Raw genomic sequence first — 6,859 nt, 5'->3', positions numbered from 1 at the left:
GATATAGGTTGCCGGACTGGTCATCCCGGTACTGCATCAGCATAAAATTGCGTGCTCGCAGCGGGTTGGCGAGGAGCATCGAAAGCAGTAGTGCGTCGCGCTTAAATACGCTCTCCTGGCGGCTGCCAGATGGAGCCGCGTCAGCGGCTTGGTCTAGGGCTTCGATGGCGCGTAGAACTGGCGCCAATGGCTCTTGCAGCATCATTAGACCGCGCAGCGGGTCCTGGGGGTCGCGAGATACTTGTGTGGCCGATTTTTTCCAAACACCGCACAGCTTAAAAGTCTGTTCGCACATTGTTTCCCACTGACGCCCCGCCTGAGCGACAGTGACCTTGCAAGCGAATGCCGGTTGCTGTGCCAGATAGCCGGTGCGTGGATGGGTCAGACAAGCGACAAGTGCTGCGAATTGGCTTTGGCCCCAATGGATGAGCCCGTCGGACCGTGACGTCATAAACTCTAAATACGCATCGACGGCTTCTGGTACTGCCAACCAGGCAAGTGACTGTGCCTCGGCGGATGCCAGGCCCCACCCACCCGTGGAGGTGGGTAGCGCGAGAAATCCGAAGAATGCGCGTAGTCGCCCCAGCGTCATCGCGGCCGCAGGAGACCCTTGTCCATGGTGATAGGCCAGTTGAGGTAAGCTGGCACCAATCTTGGTTGCTGGAAGTAGGCGCCATACGCCCCTGCCCGAGCGCTCGATTTTTGGGAACTTAGTAACTTTGTAGTCAAAGAGCGCCGTCCATTCCGACACAAAGTCCGAAGTCATCGTATCGAAGCGCGAGAGATAAGGATTTTTTGTATTGCGCCGTTGACGTTCGCGAAAGGYAATGCTTGGGGTAGTTGCAGTTGATTGACCCGCATCAGCTGTGCGCAGTTCGGCGACGGCGCCGCAAAGACGGTCCGGCTCCAGTCCCAACGCTTGCTCGAGTCGTCGCACGGATGGCAACGCTCGGATGTTCGGAACGGCCCCCTTTAGCCAGCGGTGAATCGCCGATACGGATGTGCCGCAACGCTTGGCGATACTCGTAGGCGATTCGTGTATAGCCGCGACCGCTAGGCGGAGCGTTTGATGAAAGCCGGATGGAGGCGTTTCGGCTGCCGTGGCTGCCGTGGCAGTCGAGGCCATGGTGTGTTCAGCCTCCAGCATGTTGAAACTGTCCCGCCAAGCGCGCAAATGACTTCTGCGGTCGGCTTTCGTATGAGCGCTTAGTTGCAGCGAATCCCCATATGACGTCAGGTGCGCATCGAACTGTGTGCGCAATTCTCGACCGATACGACTATCGGCTGATTTCCCTAAGGACGTCAGAAACGAGTGCAGGGTGGAGAGGTGATTGCGATAGGTCTGGGTGGTGGCGTCGGGACCTTCCGTGTCTGAGGGGGTGCGGGGGTGCAGGCGGCGACGGTGAAAAGTGATTAAATCAGCATACGTATAGGTCATCGTGGTACCGTTTGAGGCGCACGAGTATCGTCGAATCTTTCCTATACATACGTTATGACGCAGATGCTTGCGATAACGTGATAATCCTAACGTATTGATTTCTATGTGAAATTTCATGATATCGCCTACCTTTTGCTTGGGAAGCAGGTGCTCGACGATTCGTTATGTCTCCTGAGTTGACGACACCCGTGGCAAGTTGGGGTGTCATATCTAGCGCAGCTGTTTACAAATCAGCTGCTCTACGATTCGTTATGTGTCCTGAGATGGTTGACGACACCCGTAGCAAGTTGGGATGCCATATGTAGTGCAGCCGTTTATATGTCTGGTGCGAAGCATCCAGTTGCCCGTGGAGCGCGGGCGGAATTTCGCGACCTCCTCCCGGACTGTGTCGCAAGCCAGCGCCGTTGGCCGCTAGCGCCTGCACCTGCTTCCCTGAACCGAAAGGCTTCGTTGCTAGAAAGCAACGTTGGCTGTCTATTGGGAGCGAATCCGAGTCGGTGGACAGACAGTACTAGTCGTGGGGCTTGTTCTGCGCAGCTGGTACGGGTGCGAGAACGTCTACGACGTCGACTCCAAGCGCCACGGCAAATGACACAAGGTTGTCGAGTGACACATTGACCAATAGGCGCTCGACTTGGCTCACGTACGTGCGATGCAATCCCGCACGGTCGCCCAGGTCTTCCTGCGACATGCTTTTCTCTTTCCTTAACCGTTTTAGATTCTCTGACAGTCGCTTGCGGGCTGTCTGCTGTGCTTGGGTCAGTTCGGGCATACGCACCGGAGCATGGCCTAATGAAGCACATGAATCTACAGTGTATGAATCTACAGAGTTTACATCTACAGAGTTTAAATCTACACTGCGGTCCTTTATGAGCGACTCCGTCCCCCCAAGGGGTACCGAATCTTCTTGGCGGAGTGGAGTTTCAGCATTCGCCCATCCTATGGATTGGGGCGACTGAAGCTAAGAAGTTCAAACAGAACAAACAGGACAGAAAGTGAGAAGTGCAAGTGTTACCTATGCCCCTGCGACAACGCGAGCAGTGCTCGCCCGCTTTGGCGTTTCACTCGAGGCGAGCGTTAGTAAGGAGCGTATCAAGTTGTCGCCGCACGAGCTTCCAGGGGAGGTCGAGTGGCGGGTGGATTTACTACATTGGTACGTACAGAAGCTCGTGTTCGACTTGATTTGGCTCCCAATGGAAGAACAGCCCGCATATCTAGGGCGGTTGCAGGATGTGCTGGTTACTGATTGCCAACTTCATCATCTGGAGGCCCAGTTGGTGGCGGAACTCGCCGATTCCAGTCTGAAAAGCTTGGAGGGCCGGCTAAGGCAAAATGCACAGGGTCAACGGCGTCTCCTCGAGCGCATGCACACCTCATGGGACGTTCTCCAGGACCGATACACGAGTCTCGTATTGTCCTCCGTACGCAGATGACCCCGAAGCGCAGAGTCCTATTTCTAGACTTTGATGGCGTTCTGCATCCGGTGTCTTCGCTCACCGGATTCGCCATGCGCATGTCGCTGCGTGATGCAATCAAGCATGGGCGGCTCTTTCGGTGGACGTGGGTGCTTGAAGAGATTCTCGAAGAGACGGACGTGAGCATCGTCGTTTCTAGCTCCTGGCGCTTTCTTCTTTCGAGGACTCAAATATTTGAGTATCTCGGTCCGCTAGCACGAAGGTATTGCGGGGTGACTAATATCGAGATGTCCCGGTGGCAGGGAATTCAGTATGCTGTAAATCAGATTGGACTGAACGATGACGATTGGCTTGTCCTAGACGACCATGCAAGTCAATTTCCTTACCCGCTGCCCCGGCAGCTCGTACTCTGCAATCCGGAGAGCGGTGTGTGGGAGCCACGCGTGCGTGAGCGTGTACGCGCGTGGTCTGTCGGCAAACAGCCAGGAGTTGAGCAGAGTGATGACGAGTGAAAGGCAATTGAGAAGTGATGCGCAAGCGGATGTCGATGACGTGGCGTCATGGTCTCTGGTCTGGGGCGAGCGACCTCCACGTCTTCACGTGCTCTCCGATGTTCATCTTGAAACGGGGCCGTATCAGATTCCGCATGGACTTGAATTCGACATCTTGGTGGCAGCCGGGGACATCGGGCCTGTCGAACTGGCGGTCCCGTGGCTCGCTGGACTAGGAGTGCCGATTGTCTACGTGCTCGGCAACCACGAAGCGTGGGACCGCGATATCGGCTCGATTGTGGAAGCAGCGCGTAATCTGGCGCGCGGCACGGATGTACACGTGTTGGAGCAAGAATCCGTAGTCATCGGCGGTGTGCGTTTTCTCGGTGCGACCCTGTGGACAGATTTTGGTGAATGGCATCCCGCGTTGGTGCAGTCAGCGGCAACGCATATGCAAGACTATCGCTACATAAGCGCGACGGAGTGGTATCAGCAAAGTGGGAATGCGGACGCTGTTCGTGGTCTGCTCACCTCGGCCGAATTGCCAGGCCTTGAACCCAAAGGGTCCACTGAAGGAACTATTGCATTCTCACCGGCAATCGCTTACTGCATTCACAAGAAGACAGTTGCATGGTTGGAGGATGAGCTATCAGAGTCATTTTCGGGGCCAACTATTGTTGTCACCCACCACGCGCCTAGCCGACGATGCTTATCTAGTTTCGGGGTTGACGAAGGTGTATTGAATCCGAGCAATTGGTCCGATATGCGGCATCATCCGGACTTCGTTCGGGTGGGTGCGTACGCAAGCGCTCTCGAGCCCTTACTTGCAGAGCATAGGACGAAGATTGCGGCATGGGTACACGGTCATCTTCACATGCATGCCGACCTTCTGGTGGAAGGCGTGCGCGTAACGTCGAACGCTCGCGGTTATGCTCTCGGCGTAATCACAGAAAGGGACATTACCGAGGCTCGCTGGCTGGGTCTCCGACTGACGCGCAAGGATGTTGAGCAGAGCGAGTTGCGATACAGAAATAACCCGTTTTTGGGGGATGGGAAAGACTTTGACCCAAGCTTTGTGCTCGACCTGTCAACAGGTTTTCACGCCCCGCTTACGTCTGYGCTTGAGGAAGTCGTCGCCGAAGTGGAAGCGATTATCTCTGATTGCAAGAAGCTGCTTCCATATATCAATATCGAGCTTGATGTACCCCGTTACGCAGTCCGCCGAGCTTTTGCGGACAATATTCATCGAGCCGAAATAGTGCTGGATAAGGTCGCATCCGGCCCGGCTCTGGCGCTAGACAAACATGCTGGAAAGACTCTAAGCATTATTGAGACGCCGCCGCACCTACCAGCGCTTGCTTCATTCAACAACGGACATGTTGAGCCATCAGCAGAGAAAATGTATGCCAGAGTGCTAGCAAACTTGGAGAGCTGGCGTCTGTGGCTTATGGATATTCCAAGCGCAGCTTCAGTTGCGCAGAAGCGTTGGTGTCAAGTCGCGCTGTCGGCCCTGACCTGGTGTCAAGGACGCGGAACTGTAGCTGACTTGCTGCGTCCGAAATGGAGAGGGGCATTTGAACTCGCAGAGTGTCAGCATATAACACTGGTAACTGATGAGCCGGACGAGTCCGATATGTATCTCGCCTTAGACAAATACTTGGTAGATAGTGGCTACAGAGGTTTCGTGCCCATGATTGAAGCCAGGGACGCACTAAACGCTGCAGATAGAAATCGCCTTCTCACCGGTTCCGACTTGCGGGCAATCTGCGGCGACATTTGATGGGCGTTCATGGGGACAGAGTCGGCGATGCGGAGCTTGCCTGGAACTTCTAGGCTMCGTACAACAAGAATTCCCAGCGTAGCAAGGAGAACGACATGCCCACGGATGTTACGCAACTCCCGGCCGAGCTTGCCGCCCAGCTTGGGGTGAGCGCAGAGCTTGCTCAAAGCATCACTTGCGCCATCGGGGCGTTCTGCTCGCAGGGTCCTGCTACGGTCGATGCTGTCGTGAATTGTCCGGATGCGGTACTTGGTGGCCTTATCAAGACCGGCGTAGCTACGGCCAGGATGGAACCATCGCTAGCGCAAATTCCCTGATGTTTGAGGCGCGGAGGAATAGCCGGTTGCTGGCGCTGAAGCGGGACTTCAACGAAGCATTCCCGCTTTTATTTCCGGAGCTGCGTACGCGGATTGCGTGAACCCGACGGGGACATCTGTCCGATTGCGGCGCTTCAGACTACGGCGCCAAACAACGTGCCAACACCTGACGACACACCCATTGCCAAAGCACTCCAGAACACTACGCGGATAACGCCTGGGCCGACTTTCGCGCCGCCCGTTTTTGCGGCCAGACCGCCCAAGAAGGCAAGTGATGCCAAGGCAGAGATGACTATGGCTGGAATCAAGGCCGATTCGGGAGCTAGTGCGGCAACTGCAGCCGGCAGGGCGGCGCCCACCGAAAAGCTGCAGGCAGAAGCCAACGCTGCTTGCAACGGCTTGGCGGAGGTCACTTTCGAGATGCCTAGCTCATCGCGTGCATGGGTGCCAAGCGCGTCGTGGGCCATCAGCCTTTCGGCAACCTGCTTAGCAAGCGGATAATCCAGGCCACGACGCATATAGATTGCAATCAATTCTTGTTGCTCGCGCGGAAAATCGGCATCGAGTTCGGCCTGCTCTTCAATCAAAGCTGCCTCTTCAGTATCTGCCTGCGAAGAGACAGATACGTATTCCCCTGTCGCCATCGACATGGCCCCAGCCACCAACCCCGCTACGGCCGTGAGCACGATATTTCCATGGGCGGTGTGTGCTGATGCCACGCCGATAACGAGGCTTGCCGTCGATATGATGCCGTCATTGGCTCCGAGCACGGCAGCGCGCAACCAGCCGATGGTTTCGAGACGATGTTGTTCCTTATGTAGCCTAGCCATATGCCCTCAACATTAGACGTGTTGACGCGCCATCCCATGTCGGTAGCCGCCCAGAGCCGCCTGTTAGCCCGGTGGCGCTGTCAGGATAGTGTATTTCATTCGTCTAGGGCGGCACCGTCCATCAGCCATCTGCGCACTCATGGTATCGAACGTGCGCCGGTAGTCCCCTTTCTGGGGTCCTATAAGAGCGAGGCGGCGGTTTGGCCGTCAGATGCGAAGCTTCGTCACCGCTATCGATTGATAGTCGCGATATTTAACGACCTCAGGTACGATGGCTCCAATATCAACCCAAGGAGACAGCATGGCTACCTACAAGCAATTGCTGGCAGAGAAGGAAAAGCTGGAGACCCAGCTCGCCGAAGTTCGTCAAAGCGAGGTCGCTGGCGTCATTGAGAAAATCCAGGCTTTGATGGCAGAGTACGAGTTGACGGCCGACGACATTGCACAGAAACGTCGCCGTGGACGCCCTGCGGCTGGTAGCACGCCTAAGGCTCCGGCTAAGGAGAAGGCCTCGCTGCCGCCAAAGTATGTGGACCCCAAGACTGGCGCCACCTGGACTGTGGACCCCAAGACTGGCGCCACCTGGAC

The 6,859-nt window shown here is 56.0% G+C and carries 6 protein-coding genes; 3 read left to right on the top strand and 3 right to left on the bottom strand.

Features of this window, described 5'->3' with window-relative positions; genetic code table 11:
- Positions 1-1,555: hypothetical protein (locus AC1DKD_RS37605; protein WP_477144448.1), on the bottom strand; the 1,555-nt coding region annotated here is incomplete at its 3' end.
- Positions 1,556-1,949: 394 nt separating this feature from the next.
- A complete protein-coding gene (locus AC1DKD_RS37600) occupies positions 1,950-2,210 on the bottom strand; it encodes a helix-turn-helix domain-containing protein (RefSeq protein ID WP_477144447.1) in 261 nt (86 codons plus the stop codon).
- Between the two features lie 603 nt (positions 2,211-2,813).
- Here AC1DKD_RS37600 and AC1DKD_RS37595 point away from each other — a divergent pair.
- Entirely contained in the window at positions 2,814-3,365 is a 552-nt protein-coding gene (locus tag AC1DKD_RS37595) for an HAD domain-containing protein (RefSeq protein WP_477144446.1), read from the top strand.
- The gene (locus AC1DKD_RS37590) at positions 3,352-5,124 is read left to right on the top strand and encodes a metallophosphoesterase family protein (RefSeq protein ID WP_477144445.1); all 1,773 of its coding nucleotides are present in this window, start codon (positions 3,352-3,354) and stop codon (positions 5,122-5,124) included. The genes AC1DKD_RS37595 and AC1DKD_RS37590 overlap by 14 nt, the downstream gene beginning before the upstream one ends.
- A gap of 451 nt (positions 5,125-5,575) precedes the next feature.
- Here the strand turns inward: AC1DKD_RS37590 and AC1DKD_RS37585 are convergent, their stop codons facing one another.
- Positions 5,576-6,271, bottom strand: coding sequence for a VIT1/CCC1 transporter family protein (locus AC1DKD_RS37585; RefSeq protein ID WP_441629766.1), 696 nt, complete (start codon positions 6,269-6,271; stop codon positions 5,576-5,578).
- Between the two features lie 301 nt (positions 6,272-6,572).
- On the opposite strand from AC1DKD_RS37585, the gene AC1DKD_RS37580 reads away from it, so the two are divergent.
- A partial coding sequence (locus AC1DKD_RS37580; protein WP_477144444.1) for an H-NS histone family protein occupies positions 6,573-6,859 on the top strand: 287 nt, incomplete at its 3' end.

The organism is Cupriavidus sp. 05T313 (assembly GCF_056396665.1).
Note: the sequence above shows the minus strand (reverse complement) of the source record. Positions and strands in the feature narration are given on the sequence as shown.

What these genes read in the sequence shown, in the direction of transcription:
- AC1DKD_RS37585 (WP_441629766.1), bottom strand. Translation starts at nt 6,271, where the DNA reads ATGGCTAGGCTACATAAGGAACAACATCGTCTCGAAACCATCGGCTGG.
- AC1DKD_RS37595 (WP_477144446.1), top strand. Translation starts at nt 2,814, where the DNA reads ATGGGACGTTCTCCAGGACCGATACACGAGTCTCGTATTGTCCTCCGT.
- AC1DKD_RS37600 (WP_477144447.1), bottom strand. Translation starts at nt 2,210, where the DNA reads ATGCCCGAACTGACCCAAGCACAGCAGACAGCCCGCAAGCGACTGTCA.